Annotated in this window: 16 protein-coding genes; 7 read left to right on the top strand and 9 right to left on the bottom strand. The window is 66.6% G+C overall.

Translation table 11 applies throughout. The features are described from left to right. Positions 1–68: 68 nt before the first annotated feature. Positions 69–2,048, top strand: a complete 1,980-nt coding sequence (htpG, locus tag AC4JJG_RS19045) for a molecular chaperone HtpG (RefSeq protein WP_495401938.1) — start codon at positions 69–71, stop codon at positions 2,046–2,048. Position 2,049: 1 nt separating this feature from the next. On the opposite strand, the gene AC4JJG_RS19040 is transcribed toward htpG, so the two are convergent. Together AC4JJG_RS19040 and AC4JJG_RS19035 are read right to left on the bottom strand one after the other, a co-directional pair. Continuing rightward, positions 2,050–3,009 carry an N-acetylglucosamine kinase gene (locus tag AC4JJG_RS19040; protein WP_495401939.1) on the bottom strand — a complete coding sequence of 320 codons (960 nt, stop codon included), beginning with the start codon at positions 3,007–3,009 and terminating at the stop codon, positions 2,050–2,052. Positions 3,010–3,062: 53 nt separating this feature from the next. Then, complete coding sequence (locus tag AC4JJG_RS19035; protein ID WP_495401940.1) at positions 3,063–3,533, bottom strand: hypothetical protein; 471 nt, start codon at positions 3,531–3,533, stop codon at positions 3,063–3,065. Positions 3,534–3,660: 127 nt separating this feature from the next. Here AC4JJG_RS19035 and AC4JJG_RS19030 point away from each other — a divergent pair, with 127 nt between their 5' ends. After that, positions 3,661–4,140, top strand: a complete 480-nt coding sequence (locus tag AC4JJG_RS19030; protein WP_495401941.1) for a nitroreductase family deazaflavin-dependent oxidoreductase — start codon at positions 3,661–3,663, stop codon at positions 4,138–4,140. A gap of 24 nt (positions 4,141–4,164) precedes the next feature. Here the strand turns inward: AC4JJG_RS19030 and AC4JJG_RS19025 are convergent, their stop codons facing one another. After that, entirely contained in the window at positions 4,165–4,992 is an 828-nt protein-coding gene (locus AC4JJG_RS19025) for a crotonase/enoyl-CoA hydratase family protein (protein ID WP_495401942.1), read from the bottom strand. A 107-nt stretch (positions 4,993–5,099) separates the two neighbouring features. Between AC4JJG_RS19025 and AC4JJG_RS19020 the strand changes: the two genes are divergently transcribed. Next, a complete protein-coding gene (locus tag AC4JJG_RS19020) occupies positions 5,100–5,750 on the top strand; it encodes a PaaI family thioesterase (RefSeq protein ID WP_495401943.1) in 651 nt (216 codons plus the stop codon). Between the two features lies 1 nt (position 5,751). Here the strand turns inward: AC4JJG_RS19020 and AC4JJG_RS19015 are convergent, their stop codons facing one another. Next, positions 5,752–6,312 carry a dihydrofolate reductase family protein gene (locus AC4JJG_RS19015; RefSeq protein ID WP_495401944.1) on the bottom strand — a complete coding sequence of 187 codons (561 nt, stop codon included), beginning with the start codon at positions 6,310–6,312 and terminating at the stop codon, positions 5,752–5,754. 102 nt (positions 6,313–6,414) lie between these two features. On the opposite strand from AC4JJG_RS19015, the gene AC4JJG_RS19010 reads away from it, so the two are divergent. The 3 genes from AC4JJG_RS19010 (at position 6,415) to AC4JJG_RS19000 (ending at position 11,041) form a co-directional block, all read left to right on the top strand. Beyond that, positions 6,415–8,241 (top strand): N-acyl-D-amino-acid deacylase family protein, encoded by a 1,827-nt coding sequence (locus tag AC4JJG_RS19010; RefSeq protein WP_495405800.1) that lies wholly within the window; start codon positions 6,415–6,417, stop codon positions 8,239–8,241. A gap of 112 nt (positions 8,242–8,353) precedes the next feature. Then, positions 8,354–9,994: an acyl-CoA dehydrogenase family protein gene (locus AC4JJG_RS19005; RefSeq protein WP_495405799.1), complete on the top strand. Its 1,641-nt coding sequence runs from the start codon at positions 8,354–8,356 to the stop codon at positions 9,992–9,994. A gap of 24 nt (positions 9,995–10,018) precedes the next feature. Next, positions 10,019–11,041, top strand: coding sequence for a crotonase/enoyl-CoA hydratase family protein (locus tag AC4JJG_RS19000; RefSeq protein ID WP_495401947.1), 1,023 nt, complete (start codon positions 10,019–10,021; stop codon positions 11,039–11,041). A gap of 10 nt (positions 11,042–11,051) precedes the next feature. On the opposite strand, the gene AC4JJG_RS18995 is transcribed toward AC4JJG_RS19000, so the two are convergent. Together AC4JJG_RS18995 and AC4JJG_RS18990 are read right to left on the bottom strand one after the other, a co-directional pair. Next, entirely contained in the window at positions 11,052–12,686 is a 1,635-nt protein-coding gene (locus tag AC4JJG_RS18995) for an alpha/beta hydrolase (protein ID WP_495401948.1), read from the bottom strand. 40 nt (positions 12,687–12,726) lie between these two features. Beyond that, complete coding sequence (locus AC4JJG_RS18990) at positions 12,727–13,695, bottom strand: arsenic resistance protein (RefSeq protein WP_495401949.1); 969 nt, start codon at positions 13,693–13,695, stop codon at positions 12,727–12,729. Between the two features lie 287 nt (positions 13,696–13,982). On the opposite strand from AC4JJG_RS18990, the gene AC4JJG_RS18985 reads away from it, so the two are divergent. Next, positions 13,983–14,690: a CPBP family intramembrane glutamic endopeptidase gene (locus AC4JJG_RS18985; RefSeq protein WP_495401950.1), complete on the top strand. Its 708-nt coding sequence runs from the start codon at positions 13,983–13,985 to the stop codon at positions 14,688–14,690. 10 nt (positions 14,691–14,700) lie between these two features. On the opposite strand, the gene AC4JJG_RS18980 is transcribed toward AC4JJG_RS18985, so the two are convergent. The 3 genes from AC4JJG_RS18980 to AC4JJG_RS18970 all read right to left on the bottom strand — a co-directional run bounded on the left by AC4JJG_RS18980 (position 14,701) and on the right by AC4JJG_RS18970 (position 18,084). After that, entirely contained in the window at positions 14,701–15,294 is a 594-nt protein-coding gene (locus tag AC4JJG_RS18980) for a class I SAM-dependent methyltransferase (RefSeq protein ID WP_495401951.1), read from the bottom strand. Between the two features lie 93 nt (positions 15,295–15,387). Continuing rightward, a complete protein-coding gene (gene katG / locus AC4JJG_RS18975) occupies positions 15,388–17,529 on the bottom strand; it encodes a catalase/peroxidase HPI (protein WP_495401979.1) in 2,142 nt (713 codons plus the stop codon). A 111-nt stretch (positions 17,530–17,640) separates the two neighbouring features. After that, positions 17,641–18,084, bottom strand: coding sequence for a Fur family transcriptional regulator (locus tag AC4JJG_RS18970; RefSeq protein ID WP_495401952.1), 444 nt, complete (start codon positions 18,082–18,084; stop codon positions 17,641–17,643). Positions 18,085–18,137 lie beyond the last annotated feature (53 nt).

The following is an 18,137-nucleotide window of genomic DNA, read 5'->3' as shown; positions in this document are numbered from 1 at the left end:
TTCAGCGTAGCGGGCCGAAGTATCGGTAGTATCCGGCACGGTCACAGGCGCCCAACGGGAGGTTCACGATGAGTGGTCAAGCCGAGGTTCACGAGTTCCAGGCCGAGACCCGGCAGTTGCTGGATCTGATGGTGCATTCGGTGTATTCGAACAAGGACAGCTTTCTGCGCGAGCTGATCTCGAATTCGTCCGACGCACTGGACAAACTGCGGCTGGAGTCACTTCAGGACAAGTCGCTCGACGTCGACACCGGCGACCTGCACATCGAACTCGTACCCGACGCGAACGATCGCACACTCACGGTGCGCGACAACGGAATCGGTATGTCTCGCGACGATGTCGTCGGCCTCATCGGTACGCTGGCCCGTTCCGGCACCGCCGAGCTGCGCCGGAAGTTGGCCGAGGCGAAGGATTCGGCGGCGTCGGAGGAGCTGATCGGACAGTTCGGCATCGGGTTCTATTCGACGTTCATGGTGGCCGACCGGGTCACCCTGGTGACCCGTCGCGCCGGAGACGGCGTCGGCACCCGCTGGGAATCGACCGGCGACGGTACGTACACCATCGAGGAGGTGGCCGATGCGCCGCAGGGCACCTCGGTGACGCTCGCCCTCAAACCCGTCGACGACGATGATCACCTCTTCGACTACGCCGATCCGGCGAAGCTCCGCCAGCTCGTGAAGCGGTACTCCGACTTCATCGCGTGGCCGATCCGGATGGACGTCGAAAAGACGATCACCCCGGAGAACGACGCGGACGGAGAAGAGGCGCCGGAACCGCGCACGGAGATCGTCTCCGAGACCATCAACTCGCAGAAGGCGTTGTGGGCCAAGAACTCCGACGAGGTGACGCAGGAGGAGTACAACGACTTCTACCGCCACGTCAGCCACGCCTGGGACGAACCGCTCGAGGTCATCACGCTGAAGGCCGAGGGCACGTTCGAATACCAGGCGCTGCTGTTCATCCCGTCGCAGGCGCCCTTCGACCTGTTCATGCGCGATGCGAACACCGGGATCAACCTGTACGTCAAACGCGTCTTCATCATGGACGACTGCGCGGAACTGATGCCCGAGTATCTCCGCTTCGTCAAGGGTGTCGTCGATGCGGCGGACCTGTCCCTCAACGTGTCCCGCGAGATCCTCCAGCAGGATCGGCAGATCCGGGCCATCCGCCGCAGGCTCACCAAGAAGGTGATCTCGACCGTCACCGAGATGCGCGACGCCCGCCCCGACGACTACCGGACCTTCTGGGAGAACTTCGGCCGCGTCTGGAAGGAAGGGCTCGTCAACGATCCCGACAATGTCGATGCGATCCTGAAGGCATCGTCGTTCTCGTCGACGAACTCGGCCGACGAGGTGACCTCCCTCGCCGACTACGTCGGGCGGATGAAGTCCGGCCAGGACACGATCTACTACATGACCGGCGAATCGCGCCAGCAGATCGAGAACTCACCGCACCTCGAGGCGTTCCGGGCCAAGGGCATCGAGATCCTGCTGCTGACCGATCCGGTCGACGAGATGTGGGTCGGCAACGGCCTCGAGTTCGAGGGCAAGGGCTTCACATCGATCGCCAAGGGGGCGGTCGACCTCGACGCCATCGACGGGGACGAGGGCGAGGAGGCCAAGGCCGACAAGGAGAAGCAGTCGGAGGAGTTCTCCGGCCTGCTGGGCTGGCTGGGCGAGGTTCTCGCGGACGACATCACCGAAGCCCGGCTGTCGACGCGATTGACCGAGTCCGCGGCGTGCCTCGTGGGTGACACCTTCTCGATGTCTCCTCAGTTGCAGAAGCTGTACCGGGCCTCCGGTCAGCCGGTGCCGAAGACCAAGCGGATCCTCGAACTCAACGGTGGGCATCCCCTCATCACCGGTCTCAACGAGGCGTTCCGCGCCGACGGCGATCACGATCAACTGGTGCCGAGGGCCAAACTGCTGCACGGTATGGCGGTCATCGCCGAGGGCGGCGACCTCGGCGACCCGGCAGATTTCGCGAAACTGCTCGCCGGTGAGTTGACGTCGTCGCTGGCGCCGGAGAGCTCGCCCGGGAACGACTGAGTCAGGTCGATGCCCGGCCCACCGACGTCGCCAGCGGGTGATCGGCGGGGAGGTCGAGGAGCAGGCCCACGCCGTCGAGTGGCGTGCCATGTGGCTCGGCGGCCGTGGTGTTGGTCGTACTCGCCTCGATCGATGCGATGAACCGTGAGCGGATCTGGTCGTTGTGGGTCAGCACCTTGCCCATCCAGCTCACGCGCGCCGGCTGATCCGGCTTGTCGCTGCCGTCGTGCCCGCTGCGATCCAGCGCTGCCCGGACCGAGGTGACGAGTTCGTCGGCGGCGCGGTCGTTGATGTCACGCGCGACCGTGTCACCGGCGCGCGCGCAGTCGTCGACGACCCGGGCGAACGCCGCGGTGCGCGAGACACGATCCGGATCGCCCTGCAGCACCATGTACAGCTCGGCCAGGTCACCGAACTCGCTTCGTGCGGCGACCATCAGTTCCGTGTCGGCCCCTCGTCCGTCGTAGGCGCGGAGTGCGGCATCGAGTCCGGCGCGACCGATCCAGTATCCGCTTCCGGCATCCCCGACCAGGTGCCCCCATCCGTCGACCCGCGCCACGCCCTCGGGACCGACTCCCAGGGTCACCACACCGGTACCGACCGCGGTGACGGTGCCCCACTCGAATCGGTTGGCCGCCAGGAAGGCCGATACCGAATCATGGGCGAGCGCAACGGATTCGACGCCGAGATCCCGCAGGGCATCGAGCAGGTCGGCGGGACGCGTGCCGTCCGGGGTGAGCCCGGAGACGCCGGCCGCGAGCTGGACTGTCCGTCGCGGCGCACCGGCAGTGCTCTGCAGGATCTGCCGGACGACGGCGGCGACCTGATCGCCGACCGGTCGGTCGGTGTGAATGGCGTCGGCCTCGATGTCCGGCCCGGCGTCCGCCTCGTCGGGGCCGACGAGACGCACACGCGTGCCCGTCTGCCCGCCGTCGACCAGGATGCGCAGTGGCGTGACCATGACTGTTCCGACCTCCTCGGTGCCGTGGCAGGCGCACGGCCGTTGCGCACAAGCTACCGGGCCTGCGCGCTGTGCCGGGTGATGGTCAGGGTGACGATGTCGCGATCGTTGGCGCGGTGCACCTGCCGGAGTGCGACCTGATGACGGCGGGCGAAGTCGGTCAGCATGCGGGCCCACGCGGTGTCGTCGTCGGACACGCCGTCGGAACCGGAACGACTGAGCAGGCAGGCGACCGAGAAGCCGGGAAGGCCGTCGAGAAGTTCGTGGAACCGGCTCATCAGCAGGTTCGCGACGAATTCGTCGGGCCGCAGGGGGAGCGGCAGTTGGGTGAGCGGCGGGGCTATGCGGTGCTCGGGATCGATGAGCGCGAACCAGATGAGGGACTCGGAGAAACCGAGTGGTCCCATCAGGGCGCGCCAGCGCTGCCGGAGGTCGTCGGGGCCGAGGATCGGTTCGTCGACGGTGTCGATGGACGGGATGGCCGTATCGACGGACGTCGCGTGGGGATGCTGTTCGGGTGCCATGGATCGAGCATGCGCGCCGGAGACCGTGTGCGGGGACGGCCATCCACAGGGATGGTCACCTGTGGATACACGGCTTGACAATCCTCCGATTCAGGTCGGTGGGCCCACGGATGAGAGACTGTGCGGTATGGGGATCCTGACACCGGTTGCGGTCAAACTCGGCTCGATTCCGTGGATGCCACGGCTGCTTCCGCAGATCGTCGCCTGCGACGCCGCGCTGCACCGGCTCACCGGCGGTCGATTGGGGCTGCTGGACCTCGGAGATCTGCCCAACGTGGTCCTGCAGGTCGTCGGTCGCCGGAGTGGCGAGATCCGCCGGTCGTCGCTGCTGGCGGTGCCCGCCGGGGAGGGACGATGGCTGATCGCCGGGTCCTACTTCGGGGATGCCCGGATGCCGGCCTGGGTTTTCAATCTGCGTGCCGCGGATACCGCTGAGGTCATCGTCAAGGGCGTGGCGACGACGGTGACCGCGCGCGAACTCAGCGGCGACGAGCGTGCCGAGGCGTGGGCGCGCATGCTGAAGGTGTGGCCGAACTACGCACGGTACGAGGCACGGACCGAACGGGTCATCCCGGTGTTCCTGCTGGAACCCGTTGCGGCCGTGTGATCGTCGAACGCGCCGGGGTGCCGGTCAGGCGCCCTTGAACTGAGGATCGCGCTTCTCGAAGATCGCGGCCACCGCTTCTCCGATGTCCTCGCTCGGCAGGAACGCGGAATTCCATGCGGCCACATAACGGAGGCTGTCGGCCACAGTTGCGGACCGCGAGTGATCGAGCACCGTCTTCACGCCCTGGACGACGAGCGGGGGATTGGCCGCGATCTCCGCGGCGGTCGCCCGAGCGGCGGCCAGTGTCTCCTCGGGGGTCTCGAACACGTCGTTCACGAGCCCGATGCGTTCGGCGCGTGCGGCGTCGATGTCCTTGCCGGTCAGGGCGAGTTCGCGGAGGTGTCCGTCGCCGATGATCTGCGGCAGGCGGGCGAGGCTGCCCACGTCGGCGACCATCGCCACGCGGACCTCGCGCACGCTGAACTGCGCATCGGCACTGGCGTAGCGGATGTCGGCGGCGCTGATCAGGTCGACGCCACCACCGATGCACCAGCCGGATACGGCCGCCACCACGGGCTTGCGGCAGTCGGCAACGGCGGTGATGGCTGCCTGCAGGCGGCGGATGGTGTCGTGGAACTCGGTGCGGGGCTTGGCTTTCGCGTTGTCGGCGAGAACCGGCGCCATGTCCCCCGCCATCGCGGCGAGATCCAGGCCGAAGGAGAAATTCTTGCCCTTGGCGGCGAGAACGATCGCCCGGACGTCCTCGTCGCGATCGAGTTCGGCGCAGATCTCCGGCAGCTCCCGCCAGAAGTCCGGTCCCATGGCATTACCTTTGCCGGGGCCGATGAGTGTCACCTCGGCGACATGATCGGCGACGGTGACCTCGAACGCTTTCCACTGTTGATCGCTCACCCGGCTGAGGCTACCGCGTGGGGCGCCGTTGGAGGTAACTGAAATAGATTCTATATTGATGGTGTCGGACCGGACGGTTCGCCGGGCGAATGGAGAGGTGCAACGCCATGAGCGGCTATATCGCCGAGGATGTATCACCGGAGGAACTGGCCCGACTGAGTGAGATCGCGGAGGGCCTGGCCGGCGATGTGCGCCACCTCATCGCGGCAACGGTGGTCACCGATGCGGACGAGGCGGACATCGCCGAAGCGCGCCGACTCATCCGGGCGGCCACCGCGATCGTGGGACGATCGCAGATCGACACGTCGTTCGGGGTGCGATTCAATGCCGACGGCGCCCGGCGCAACTGGGGCAATGCGGTCGAGGGGATCCGGAATCCGATCGCCCCGCCGGTGCGGATGCACTACGACGATGCCCTGACCTGGGCTGAGTTCGAGCTCGGTCCGCAGTACGAAGGGCCGCCGGGGCTGGTTCACGGAGGTGTGATCGCACTGATCATGGATCAGGTGCTCGGGTCGGCGGGCGAGCACGCGGGATCGCCCGGCATGACCGGCACCCTGACGATCCGGTATCGCCAGGGCACAAAACTCGGTGCGGTGCGCAGTGAGGCGTGGCTGGACCGGACGGAGGGTGTGAAGACCTTCATTCGTGGCACGTTGTCGACCGCGGACGGCGTCTGTGCCGAGGCCGAGGGCATCTTCATCATGCCGCGCTGGGCGCGCGAACTCGACGTCCCGCCACCGACCGTCGGCGACTGACCTACTGGGGCGTGACCGTTTCTCGCGGGCCGACGACGGCGTAGCGGGCGCATGCGAATGCCCGATTCTGTTTCAGCTCAAGCAATTCCAGGTCGTACTTACGGGGGAAGAGTGGTCGTCCGCTGCCGAGCGTGACCGGCGCGATCGACACGATGATCTCGTCGAGCATGCCGGCCTCGGCGAATTGCGCGGCCAGATCGCCGCCGCCGACGATCCAGACGTCGCGGCCGCCGGCCGCGGACACGAGAGCATCGCGGTGTTCCCCGGGGCTCCCGGAGACGAGCCGAATCGATTCGGCCACCGGGGTCGGGGTCCGATGCGTGAAGACGAACGACGGGATCTCATAGGGCCAGGGTTGCCCGCCGGACTCCGCCTCGTGGGCGATCACCCAGTCGTAGGTGGTGTAGCCCATCACGAGTGCGCCGATGTCGGCGATGAACTCCGCATAGTTCATCGGACCGTCCTCGTCGATGGGCTGGGTGAGCAGCCAGTCGAGTGAGTCGGCGTCGTCGGCGAGAAAACCGTCGAGCGTCGTCGCGGTGTAGTAGCGGAAGCGTGTCATGCGGTTCTCCGTCCCGGATCGTCGAACTGTCGCACGGTATCGGCGACCACCGACAATCCGCGGAGATCAGGACGCCGATGTGGGTCAGGTGTACAGAATCTCATGAATGTCTACCAAGTCGTTGACAGCGATCTACCTGCGCATTCTAATAAGCGAGTGACTTACGACACCATCATCCGGGATGCTCTCTGGTTCGACGGCACCGGTGCTTCCGGCGCCATCCGCGACATCGGAATCAGTGACGGTCACGTGACCGCGGTGAGTGCGGAACCGCTCGGTGCCGCGGAATGCACCGAGGTGGTCGAGGCCGCCGGATTGTGGGTGTTGCCCGGCCTCGTGGACGTGCACACGCATTACGACATCGAGGTCCTCGCGCAGCCCGCACTCACCGAATCCCTGCGTCACGGTGTGACGACGGTGCTCGTCGGGTCGTGTTCGTTGTCCACCATCCACGTCGACGGCGTCGACGCCGGGGACCTGTTCGGCCGGGTGGAGGCCATTCCGCGCCATCACGTCATCGCCACGATCGACGAGCACAAGACGTGGTCGTCGCCGGAAGAGTACGTCGAAGCGCTGCAGTCGCGCCCGCTCGGCCCCAACGTGGCGGCATTCATCGGACATTCCGACATGCGGACCGCGGCGATGGGATTGGATCGGGCCACGCGGAAGTCCGTGCGGCCCAGCAAGACCGAGCAGAAGCAGATGGAGGACTGGCTGCGCGATGCGCTGGACGCGGGCTTCGTCGGCATGTCATCGCAGCAATTGCTCTTCGACAAACTCGACGGTGAGACGTGCCGGTCCCGGACACTGCCGTCGACCTACGCGAAACCTCGCGAATTGCGCAGGCTCAAGTCGCTGCTGCGGCGATCGGGCCGGGTGCTGCAATCGGGACCCGATATCCAGAATCCGCTCAACATCGCGTCGCAGATCGCGGCGGCGATCGGCTTCCTGCGTCCACGGCTGCGGACCAGTCTGCTCTCGGCGGCCGACATCAAGGCCAATCCCTTGGCCATCACGATCATGGGCCCCCTTGCGGCGCTGGTGAATCGGCTCGGCGGAGACTTCCGGTGGCAGCACCTGCCGGTGCCGTTCGAGGTGTACGCCGACGGCATCGATCTGGTGATCTTCGAGGAATTCGGCTCCGGCGCGGCCGCGCTGCACCTACAGGAGCAGGTTGCCCGTGACGAACTGCTTCGCGACGAGGCCTACCGGCGTCGCTTCCGCAAGGACTACGACTCGAAATATGGTCTGCGGGTCTGGCATCGGGACTTCTTCGATGCCGAGATCGTGGCCTGTCCGGATGCCTCGGTCATCGGCAAATCCTTCGGTCAGGTCGGCGACGATCGGGGTGGCCTGCATCCGGTGGACGCATTTCTCGATCTCGTGGTCGAGCACGGCACACGGCTGCGGTGGCGGACCACTATCTCCAACCACCGGCCGGAGGTTCTCAAGAAGCTCGCGGCCGATCCCGGAATCCAGATCGGCTTCTCCGATGCCGGCGCACACCTGCGCAACATGGCCTTCTACAACTTCGGGTTGCGCCTGCTGCGGCACGTGTATTCGGCCAAGCTCGCGGGCTCGCCGTTCATGGATCTCGCGACCGCGGTGCATCGCCTGACCGGGGAACTCGCCGATTGGTACGGGCTGGACGCGGGGCACCTGCGCGTGGGCGACCGGGCGGACCTGATGATCATCGATCCCGATCGCCTCGACGAGTCCCTGGATGCCTACGGTGAGGCGACGGTGCCCGCGTACGGCGGCCTGAACCGCATGGTCAATCGCAATGACGACACCGTGCGCGCCGTGTACGTGGGCGGGCGCAAGGTCGTGGAACGGGGACAACCGACCGACATCGTCGGCAGCACCCGCACGGGTCAGTTTCTCCGTTTCGGTGGCCGTGCGCCCGCGGTGCGGATGTCGGGAGTCTGAGCCGGCTACGTCCGTCAGGCGTATTACATGATAGATTTGCCTGTTTCGATCATGTAATACTGGGCGCATGTCGGTGCGCATCGGTGTGCGCCATGAATCAGGGAGACGTGCAGTGGCAACCCATGAGGTGACGAATCAGGTCCCGCCGTTGGTCGACGTCGATCTGGCCGAGCAACCGGTGATCCAGGAGGCGATCGCGCGCGTCGGTGCCGAACACGTCCTCGACGAACTCCACGAGATCGGGCGGCAGGCCGGTTCCGCCGAGGTCGCCGAACTCGGCACTCGCGCCGAGGCGCATCCGCCGGTTCTGAGAACCCACGACCGCTTCGGCAACCGGATCGACGAGGTCGACTTCGATCCGGCGTATCACGAATTGATGTGTCGTGCAGTCGGTTTCGGACTTCATGGGGCGCCGTGGGCGGACCCGGAACCTCATCGTCATCTGACCCGAGCCGCGAAGATGAGCGTGTGGGGCGCCTCCGATGCGGGACATCTCTGCCCCATCTCGATGACCTACGCGGTGGTGCCCGCGCTCCGGGCGAACCCGGAACTCGCGGACCTGTACGAGCCGCTGTTGACCGCGTCGCGGTACGACCCGGGACTCCGTCCACCGCTGACCAAGTCGGGCCTCATCGCCGGTATGTCCATGACGGAGAAGCAGGGTGGTTCCGACGTCCGGGCGAACTCGACCGCGGCCGTGGCGGTCGGTGACGGTTCCTATCGCATCACCGGACACAAATGGTTCACCTCCGCGCCCATGTCGGATGTCTTCCTCGTTCTCGCCCAGGCCCCGGGTGGTCTGTCCTGCTTCCTCGTTCCCCGCGTGCTGCCCGACGGCACCCGGAATCCCTTTGCCCTGCAACGCCTCAAGGACAAGCTGGGCAACCGCTCCAACGCCAGCAGCGAGGTCGAGTACGACGGCACGCTCGGCTGGCTGGTCGGGGAGGAGGGCCGGGGCGTCCGGACGATCATCGAGATGGTCAACCTCACGCGACTGGACTGCACGCTCGGCAGTGCGACATCGATGCGGACGGGCGTCATGACCGCCGCACATCATGCGGCTCACCGTTCCGCGTTCGGTGCCCAGCTCAGCGAACAGCCGCTGATGCGGAACGTGCTCGCCGACCTCGCGGTGGAGGCCGAGGCCGCCACCGTCGTCGCGCTCTGGCTGGCGGAACTCACCGACCGGGCGACGACCGGTGACGAGCAGGCCGACGCGCTGCGGCGGATCTCGCTCGCGGTCAGCAAGTATCACGTGTGCAAGCGGGGGCCCATCCACGCGGCCGAAGCCCTGGAGTGCCTGGGCGGCAACGGATATGTCGAGGAATCGGGCATGCCCCGGCTGTACCGGGAGGCGCCGTTGATGTCGATCTGGGAGGGCTCGGGTAACGTCGCGGCACTCGACGTGTTGCGGGCGATCGTGAAGCAACCGGAGACGCTGGAGGCCTTCTTCGCCGAACTCGATTCGACGACCGGTGCCGACCGCACCCTCGACGATGCGGTCCGGAAGCTGCGCGAGAGTTTCGCCGGCATCGGCGACGTGGATGCGGCGCAATACGGGGCCCGGCGCATCGTCGGCGACATGGCGGTGGCTCTCCAGGGATCACTGATGCTGAGGTACGGGCATCCGGCCGTCGCCGAGGCCTTCGCGATCAGCCGGCTCGGCGGTGACCGAGGTGACGTATTCGGCACGCTGCCAACGGGTGTCGACGTGTCAACCATCATCGCCCGCGTCACGCCCAAGCTGTCCTGACGGACCCGAGTTCCAGGAGAAGACATGACCGAGTCCGAGGGCCGTACCGAGCGGACGGCGGAGCACGCACCCTGGTACCGCGGGGTGACCGAGGACGCCGACGGCGTCTTTCGGGGCAGGCACCGCCGCGAGGCGGATAACGACTATCGCACCCTGACCTACGAGGTCACCGACCGCGTCGCCCGCATCACCTTCAACCGTCCCGAGCATGGGAACGCCATCACGTCCGACACCCCGGTGGAACTCGCCGCCGCCGTCGAGCGAGCCGACCTCGATCCCGATGTCCATGTGATCCTGTTGTCGGGCAACGGAAAGGGATTCTGCGGTGGGTACGACCTGTCGATCTTCGCCGAGGGTCTCGACAATCCGGTGACCGGCGAGTCACCGGAGGGCACCGTGCTGGATCCGGTGGTGCAGGCCCGCAATCATGATCCTGCGGGCACCTGGGATCCGATGCTGGACTACGCGATGATGAGCCGGTTCAATCGGGGCTTCGCATCGCTACTGCACGCGAACAAGCCGACGGTGGCGAAGCTGCACGGGTTCGCCGTCGCGGGCGGCAGCGACATCGCGCTGTTCGCCGACCAGATCATCTGTGCCGACGACACCAAGATCGGCTACCCGCCCACGCGGGTGTGGGGTGTTCCCGCAGCAGGGATGTGGGCCCACCGGATCGGTGACCAGAAGGCCAAGCGACTGCTGTTCACCGGTGACTGCATCTCGGGGCGGCAGGCCGCCGAGTGGGGACTCGCGGTGGAGTCCGTCCCGGCCGACGAATTGGACTCTCGCACAGAAGAACTGGTGTCGCGGATCGCCAGAATGCCGGTCAACCAACTCATGATGGTGAAACTCGCGATGAACTCGGCATTGCTGAATCAGGGCGTGATGAACTCGGGCATGATCAGCACCGTGTTCGACGGCATATCCCGGCACACCCGCGAGGGTTATGCATTCCAGCAGCATGCGGCGACCCACGGTTTCCGGCAGGCCGTGCGCGATCGCGACGAACCGTTCGGCGACTGGAAGCATTCGGCCACACGGCACTAGGGCCGAAACCCTAGTCGCGCGTGAGTCGGGGGAGCAGCGCCTCGGTCTTGCGTTCGGTCCACCCGGGCGGATCGAGAATGGCGGCCCACGCGTGTGGGATCGCCGACAGGTAGTTGTGGCCGTGCCCGTCGGGCACAGTGGCGGCAACGGCCATATCCGCCGACACCTGGAGGAAACTGATGAACGGGATCCAATGGGTCGACGACAGCACGTCACGGCCACGCGCCTCGGTCAGCCACTGCGGTTCGTCGAGGATGAGGTCGGGGTTCCACCAGGAGATGGGATCGCTCGCGTGCTGCAGATACACCACCCGGGGTGCCTTCCACGGCTTGTCGGGCCTCCGCAAATCGTCTTCCGACGCGATGAAACGGACCTGGGTGCCGTTGTCGTAGATGGGCAACCACTGGGGGCTGCCGCTGTCGCGGTCGCGTGTGGTGTCTCCCCAGAGCTTGTTGTTGAAGGTGGGGCCGCTGAACAGGGCGCCGTCCGTGCGTGCCGCGACCGTCGGAATCGTCCCGAAGGGTGCCTCGCCGGCGAAGGAACCGAGGCTCTCACCGAAGACGACGAGTTTCGGGCGTTCGGCCTCCGGTATCGCCCGCACCCGCTCGGACACCGCTTCGAACAACGCGATTCCCGCTTGCCGTGCACGCTCGCTGTCCACCAGGAATGACAGCCAACTCGGCAGGTAGGAGTACTGCATGCTGACCGTGGCGATGTTGCCGTTGTACATGTACTCGAGTGAGTCGACGGTGGCCTTGTTGAGCCAGCCGGAACCGGTCGTGAACCCGACGGCGACGATCTCGCGTTTCAGGCCGCCGGTGCGTTCGAGTTCGTCGGCGGCGAGTTCGGCGTTCTTCCGGGCGCTGTCGGTGGAACCCAGTCCGGCGTAGACGCGAATGGGCTCGGTGGCCGGGGCGCCGTTGAACTGGGTCAGCGCGCCGACGTCGGGGCCGCGCGAGATGAAGACGCGTCCCTCACGTCCGAGGGAGTCCCAACTGACGAGCGAGCCGGGTCCGCCCGATCGCAGAGTGGACACCGGGGGCGACGATTCCGCCGTGGTCTCGTCGTTGGCCGCGGCGAACGACGCATTGAGTGCCTGCATCGAATAGTTCGCGACGACACCGTTGAGAACGTAGATCGTCAGGACGACCACGGCCACCGCGCCGACGACGGATGCGATGCGCGGCGGCGCGAAGCGGTTGACCTGCCGCACGGCCCAGCCGACGGCGAGGGCGAATGCTTTGCCGAGGAACATCAGGGCGGTGAAGATGATCAGCGCGACGGCGGCGACCGTCGGATAGGCGCTCCAGCGGAGATGGTCCACGTTCATGAGATCTCGGATCTCGTTCTGCCACACCGAGAACCACACGAGCATCGCGATCGTCCCGCCGATGGCCACCAGGATCAACAGGAACCACTCGGTCCGTGTACCGGCGCGCCACGGATCGTCGCGCGAGAACATGTAGCGGATCAGCCACGTGATGAAGACGCCGAGGCAGTAGCCGACGGCAGCCGAGGCCCCGCTCACCACGCCCTGGAACAGCGCGTCCCGGGGCAGCAGCGACGGCGTCATGGACAGCCACAGGAAGGCGAGCGCGACGACGCTGCCACCGTACGAATAGCGAGCGCGGCTGTCGATTCCCATTGCTCTCCTGAGTTGTCCGTTCGGTCAGCGGTCGGGTGCGTCAGCGTATCAAGGTGCGCCGCCTGAACACGGCCACCAGCATGACCATGCCGACCACCTCGACGAGGGTCTGCAGCACGACGGCCGATGCCGCGGCGTCGTAGTCGGAGGGCAGTGCCAGCGCGAGCGGCAGTACGACCAGAGAGTTGCGTGTTGCCGCGGAGAACGCCACGGCGACACGGCTGTCGGGCGGGAGTCCGGCCAGTACGCCGAGACCCAGTCCGAGAGTTGCTGCCACGCACAGGAACAGCACGTAGACGGGAAGGAGTCGCGCGACATCTCCGAGGTGGTCGCCGATCGCGGGGATCTGCACGGCGACGACGACGGCCAGTACGACGACCATCAGGGGGACCATCAGGACGGCGCATCCGGAGGCGAACCCGTCGACGGCGGGCGAACGCCGCCCGAGAGCCTGCACGAGCCATGCGAGCGCTAGCGGTATCGCGATCAGTGTCACGAACGCAGTGACGAACGGCCCCGAATCGAGGAGCCCGGCGTGGGCATTTCCGAGGAACACACGTAGATAGATCGGGAGCAGCAGCATCTGCGCCAGCAGAAGCAGGGGCGTGGCGGCGAGCAACCTCCGATTGTCGCCGCCCGCAAGACCGCTGAAGACGATCACGTAATCGATACACGGACAGAGCAGCACCAGCAGGGCACCGAAGCGCATTGCGTCGTCGTCGGGCAGCAGAGGCAGTATCGCGGCGACGATCAGCGGGACGACCACGAAATTCGCGACGAGCAGTGTCGCCATGAACCGGATGTCGCGAAGCGCACCGAGCATGGCGGCGACCGGCACCTGAAGGAAGGTGACGAACAGCAACGCCGCGATCGCCGGGGCGATCACCGGCTCCAGCGAACCGCCGAGTCGCGGCCACAGCGATCCGGCCAGCGCGCCGACGGCGATGGCGCCGAGATAGATCGGGACCTGACGGCGTTCCATGACGTCGCCTGCCCCGGAAAGTCGCACGAGCTTCATTCTGGGGCACGCGTCGTCCGCCCGGTCGTCCGGCTGACGCTCGAATGGGATGCCGGTCGAATGGGATGCCGGTCGATTAGGTGCGGGGGTGGCACGCCAACCGTGTAGGGCGCGTGAGCGCAGCGATGGGACGCCGGTCGAGTAGGGCGAGTAAGCGCAGCGATGGACCGCCGGTCGAGTAGGGCGAGTCAGCGCAGCGATGGGACGCCGGTCGAGTAGGGCGAGTGAGCGCAGCGAGCCCGCCCGTATCGAGACCAATGCCCGGATACAGTCGTCAGGTGCCGTCGCGTCGTCGTTCGATCCTGCTGCTGTGCGCGGTCGTGCTTATTCTGGTCGGCATCAACCTGCTCGCCCATTTCACCGGTCGCTGGACCGGGATGCTCGCGGTACCGCTCGGCGCCGTCGCCCTGCTGGCCTTTGCCTACGCGGCGGGCCTTCGGTGGGCGGATATAGGTCTGGCGAGATCCGAGTTACGGGCGGGTATTCCGTACGCGCTCGGTGCGGCGATCGTGGTGTTCGCCGTCGTGTCGGTTGCGGTGGCGGTGCCCGCGACCCGGCAGTTCTTTCTCTCCGACCGCTACGACAGCGCATCCGAGGCGCTGCTGGCCGCGTTCGTGGTGATCCCGTTGCAGACCGTGCTGCCCGAAGAACTCATGTTCCGCGGCGTGCTGCAGGGGGCCGCCCACCGGGTCTTCGGTGTGCGAACGACTCTGGTCCTGTGTGCGGGTCTCTTCGGTCTCTGGCACATCGCATCATCATTGGGGCTGACGGCGGGTAACGCAGGACTCCGCGACGTCGTCGGGTCGGGTGTTCTCGCCACGGCGGTGGGGGTCGTGGCCGCCGTCCTGGCGACGTCCGTCGCCGGGTTCGTCCTCGCCTGGCTACGTCATCGGACGACCAGTCTGCTGGCCCCGATCGCCTTGCACTGGGCACTCAACGCGACGGGCGCCATTGGTGTCGCGGTGGCGTGGCATCTGCCCTCATGACCATCGCCGGTCACGACGGGCGGCGGTGTACCGCCACCACGTAGTCGGATGCGTCGGTGAACGATTCGCGATCCCACGTCGACCAGCGGGCGACCGCCTCGAGCCCCAGCGCATCCGCGTGGGAGTCGTAGGTGTCGATGTCGATGCGTCCGGGACGGCGCTGAAATCCCGAAACCAGCAGTCCACCCGGTGCCAGTCGCCGGACGACCTGATCGAGCACCGCGGCCTCGGTGCCCGGCTCCACGAAGATCATCACGTTCCCGGCGAGCACCGCCAGATCGAAGGAGTCGTCGAGGTGACGATCGAGCGCGGCGAGGTCGGCATGGACCCATCGAAGCGCGGGAGCATTGGCGTTCGCGGACGCGAGCATGCGGTCGTCGGCATCGACGCCGACGACGTCGTATCCACGACGGTTCAGTTCGATGGCGACCCGGCCCGTGCCGCATCCGGCGTCGAGCACGGAGCGTCCTCCGTACTCGGTGAGCAAGGCCTGCACCAGATCTGCTTCGCCGTGCACGTTCTGACCCGCTGCGGCCATCTCCTGCCAGCGTGCGTCGTAGTCGTCGCCGCGCGGGACGGGGGAGTCGTTCCACCGTGTCGTCATCGGTCCATCCTGGCATCGATCGGGGCGTGGGTGTGCGAACACGACGGCGCCCCTCCGCCGAAGACGAAGGGGCGCCGTCGTGTTCGGGCGGTGTCAGGAGTACAGGTCGAGCTCCATGACCTTGGTCCACGCCGCGACGAACTCCTTCGCGAACCGTTCCTTGGCGTCGTCCTGAGCGTAGGACTCGGCCAGGGCACGCAACTGCGAGCTGGAGCCGAAGACCAGATCGGCCCGGGTGGCCGTCCACTTCTGCTCACCGGAGTCCCGCTCGGTCGCGATGTAGGTGCCGTCGTCGGCCGGTGCCGGAACCCACTTCGTGTCCATGTCCACCAGGTTGACGAAATAGTCGTTCGTCAGCTGGCCGGGCCGGTCGGTCAGAACGCCGAGCTGGGAATTCTGGTAGTTCGCACCCAGCACGCGAAGACCACCGACGAGGACCGTCATCTCCGGCGCCGACAGGGTCAGCAGATTCGCCTTGTCGAGCAGCCGGTATTCGGCGGGCAACTGGCTGGCCTTGCCTTCGTAGTTGATGAAGCCGTCGGCGGTGGGCTCCAGGTACGCGGCCGACTCGACGTCGACCTGCTCCTGGGTGGCGTCGGTGCGGCCCGGGGTGAACGGCACGCTCACCGCGAGTCCGGCATCCTTGGCGGCCTTTTCGATGGCTGCGGTGCCACCGAGGACGACCAGATCGGCGAAGGACACCTTGGCGCCGGACTCACCGTTGAACGAGTTCTGGATCGCCTCGAGCTTGGCGATGATCCCGACGAGCTCATCGGGCTCGTTGATCTCCCAGCCGGCCTGCGGCTGCAAGCGGATTCGACCGCCGTTGGCGCCGCCGCGGAAGTCGCTGCCGCGGAACGTCGCCGCGGCCCGCCACGCCGTCGACACGAGCTGGCCGAGGGACAGCCCGGAGTCGAGCAGCTGCGCCTTGAGGCTGTCGACATCGGCGTCCGACAGAGTTGGTCCCTCATGGGCGGGCACATTGTCCTGCCAGAGGAAGGTCTCCTTCGGCACCAGCGGTCCGCGGTAGCGAACGGCCGGGCCCATGTCGCGGTGCAGGAGCTTGAACCATGCCTTGCCGAATTCCTCGGCGAGCTCCTCGGGGTGATCGAGCCAGCGGCGGGTGATCTTCTCGTAGATCGGGTCCTGCCGGAGTGCGAGGTCGGAGGTCAGCATCGACGGATGGGTCCGGCCGTCACCGAAGGCCTCCGGGACGGTGTCGGCACCGGCGCCGTCCTTCGGCTTCCACTGCCAGGCGCCCGCGGGGCTCTTGGTGAGTTCCCACTCGTAGCCGTAGAGGATCTTCAGGAAGCTGTTGTCCCACGTGGTCGGGGTGTCGGTCCAGATGACCTCGAGGCCACTGGTGATGGCGTCCTTGCCGACGCCCGTGCCGAAGTCGCTCTTCCAGCCGAGGCCCATCTCCTCGAGCGGCGCGGCCTCGGGCTCACGACCGACGAGGTCGGCGTCGCCGGCACCGTGCGTCTTGCCGAAGGTGTGTCCGCCGACGATCAGTGCGGCGGTCTCGATGTCGTTCATCGCCATGCGGCCGAAGGTGTCTCGGATGTCGATGGCCGATGCCACCGGATCCGGCTTGCCGTTGGGGCCTTCGGGATTGACGTAGATCAGACCCATCTGCACGGCGGCGAGCGGGTTTTCCAACTGACGGTTTCCGGTGTACCGGTTGTCGCCGAGCCATTCGGCCTCCGGGCCCCAGTAGACATCCTCGGGCTCCCACTGGTCTTCGCGGCCGAATGCGAAACCGATGGTCTTGAATCCCATGGACTCGAGCGCCACGTTGCCCGCGAGGACGATGAGATCGGCCCAGGAGAGAGCGTCGCCGTACTTCTGCTTGACCGGCCAGAGCAGCCTGCGTGCCTTGTCCAGACTCGCGTTGTCCGGCCAGCTGTTGAGCGGTGCGAACCGCTGCATGCCCGCACCGGCGCCGCCGCGTCCGTCCTCCACGCGATACGTTCCGGCGGAGTGCCACGACATGCGGATGAACAGGGGGCCGTAGTGACCGAAGTCGGCCGGCCACCAGGACTTCGAATCGGTCATGAGCGCCGTGAGGTCGGCGGTCAGGGCATCGACATCGAGGTTCTCGAGTGCCGCGTCGTAATCGAAATCGGGTGCGGTCGGTCGGATCACCTGCGGGTTGTGCGCGAGCACCTTCAGGTTGATCTGGTTGGGCCACCAGTCCCGGTTGCTGCCGCCCTCGACCGGCGGGTTGATGTGCATGGGGCAGGCGGTCTCGGCCGGCTCGGTATTGGCTTCCGCAATGGGGGGTGCGGGCGGATTCGATGGGTCAGTCACGACATTCCTTCCGGGAGTGAGTGATTCGGGCTGCGATCACGGGTGTGATCCCGAAGTGTGCTGGGCTGCGCAATCCGCGCAGAGACCCCAGTAGATGACCTCGGCCTCATCGAGCAGGAAGCCGTGGGAGTCCGACGGGGTGAGGCAGGGTGCCTCGCCGACGGCACAGTCGACGTCGGCGATGATCCCGCAGGATCGGCACACGACGTGATGGTGGTTGTCGCCCACGCGGGATTCGTAGCGGGCGACGTGACCGGACGGCTGAATCCGACGCACCAGACCGGACATCGTCAACGCGCGAAGGACGTCGTAGATGGCCTGCCGGGAGACGTCGGGCAGATCGTCGCGGACCACGCCGACGATGGTGTCGGTGTCGGCGTGGGGATTGGCGTACACCGCGTCGAGTACGGCCAACCGGGGCCGGGTCACGCGGAGATTCGCGGACCGGAGGCTTTCGGTGTGGTCGGACGAAGCGGGCACGATTCGAGTATTACGCTCTTTTCTGGACTCAGTCAAGATTCTGCGTGAATTGC

Source organism: Gordonia sp. B8661-1, assembly GCF_059427765.1.
Note: the sequence above shows the minus strand (reverse complement) of the source record. Positions and strands in the feature narration are given on the sequence as shown.